The following is a 1,543-nucleotide window of genomic DNA, read 5'->3' as shown; positions in this document are numbered from 1 at the left end:
TTCTCGTTGCCGCGGTAAACCGCCACCGGTCGGGGCTCGAACCGGTAATGCGCGGCAAATGCGAGCAGCCTCGGGTTGAAGTGGATCGCATCACCCTGACGCTCGAGCACAGCACTTTTAAGATTGTCGTAAAGAATGACCTTTCCGAGGCCACCCCAATGGGTGAACGCGCCGACATGACCACGCAGGAAGTTCTCCATCCGGGCATCGAGGAAGAAGCGCAGATAAAGGTCGCGTGAGTACGAAAGCACCATCACGAAGGCCATCAGCGGGCGCCGGGCCCGACCAATTTCCATGTGAGAGAAATGCGCCCAGTCGCATTGCATCTGCTCTCCCGGCAAGGTGCGCAGACGCAGGAAGGCCTCGGCCGCCCGACGCGGACGGCGTTGCGCAATCAGGTGCCGGAAGTGGTCCGGCGCGCCCTTGTAGCCGCGCTCGCGTACCATCGAGTACAGGCGGCTGGCCGTCAGCGTCGGGAACTGCTCCAGCGTCTGCTGGATGAACGGCAGGTACGGCTCAATCATTGAAGGGCGCGGCGGCGGTCCGTGCCTTGGCAGCCCCGCATGCGCGAGCACGCGCTGCACCGTCTCGCGATGCACGCGCAACTGCTTCGCGATGGTGCCGCAGCGCCACTTTTCAACGTGATAGAAGCGCAGGATTTGTGCCTCCAGTTCAGCTTTGATGGTCATCAGGAATGTCTCCGCGATCGAAACAATAAACACGGCGCGGACCTCGACGACGCACAAAGCCGGTACGCACGAACGGCGGCAGCAGGCCGCCACAACAGTGACAGCGCGGCCTTGCTGACGCCGCCGTCGCTGGCGCCGCCGTTGCACGATCATCGGATTGAACTGCAACGGCGGCGCCTGTCGTCAGGTCCGCTCGCAGTACATCATTCGAAGAGGGAGTAGGTGAACCGTGATGCGTCACGATTTTGCGTTGCGCCCGGTGGCGTCGGGCTCGCGCCGCATGAGCGAAGCGCCCACGACGGCCGCGCTGGTAGCGTCGACCCGATTCGCGCACGCTGGCACGACGCGCTTCTCGGGCGCAATCACGGCAATAGCGATTGCCGCGATCACAACGACGGCAAATGAAGACCTGCGCCCGGCAACGGGCGCACACGAACAGGCGGCCCGTGGGCTGCAACCCACGGGGATTTCCTCGGGGCATCGGCGCTCCTTGATGAACGCCGAAGACCATCGACAGACCGCACCTGCCATGCAATACTTGACGCGCACAGGTGCGCCGGACCTGACATCCGGACTCAGTGTGGGCGCGGCATCGGTTGGACTCGCGAGGTCTTGATGACCGATGCCGCGCCTGTTGTTTCTTCGGCGAACCGCCTTTCTACCACGTGCCCGACTGTTCGCGCGACGCGACGCGGGGTGCGTCTCCAGTCGCCCTACGGGCTCCCTTCGACGCACCCCGCGTCAACGCCTCTTCAGTCTTACCCCGGTATCCCCAAGGCAAACAGCACCGCGTCTTATCTCCGCCTATGCCTATGTAACGCCGCCGTCAACCTGACGCCGCCAGATTTGTGCGG

The 1,543-nt window shown here is 63.7% G+C and carries 2 protein-coding genes; one reads left to right on the top strand and one right to left on the bottom strand.

Annotated elements, in window-relative coordinates; all coding sequences use genetic code 11:
• The coding region (gene istA, locus AWB68_RS44755) for an IS21 family transposase (RefSeq protein ID WP_125483307.1) at window positions 1-689 on the bottom strand (689 nt) is incomplete at its 3' end.
• Window positions 690-921: 232 nt separating this feature from the next.
• Between istA and AWB68_RS44750 the strand changes: the two genes are divergently transcribed.
• Window positions 922-1,305, top strand: coding sequence for a hypothetical protein (locus AWB68_RS44750; RefSeq protein ID WP_087650436.1), 384 nt, complete (start codon window positions 922-924; stop codon window positions 1,303-1,305).
• Window positions 1,306-1,543: the final 238 nt, after the last annotated feature.

The sequence above is a fragment of the Caballeronia choica genome, from assembly GCF_001544535.1.
In the GTDB taxonomy this organism is placed as follows: Bacteria; Pseudomonadota; Gammaproteobacteria; order Burkholderiales; family Burkholderiaceae; genus Caballeronia; species Caballeronia choica.
Note: the sequence above shows the minus strand (reverse complement) of the source record. Positions and strands in the feature narration are given on the sequence as shown.

What these genes read in the sequence shown, in the direction of transcription:
- AWB68_RS44750 (WP_087650436.1), top strand. Translation starts at nt 922, where the DNA reads ATGCGTCACGATTTTGCGTTGCGCCCGGTGGCGTCGGGCTCGCGCCGC.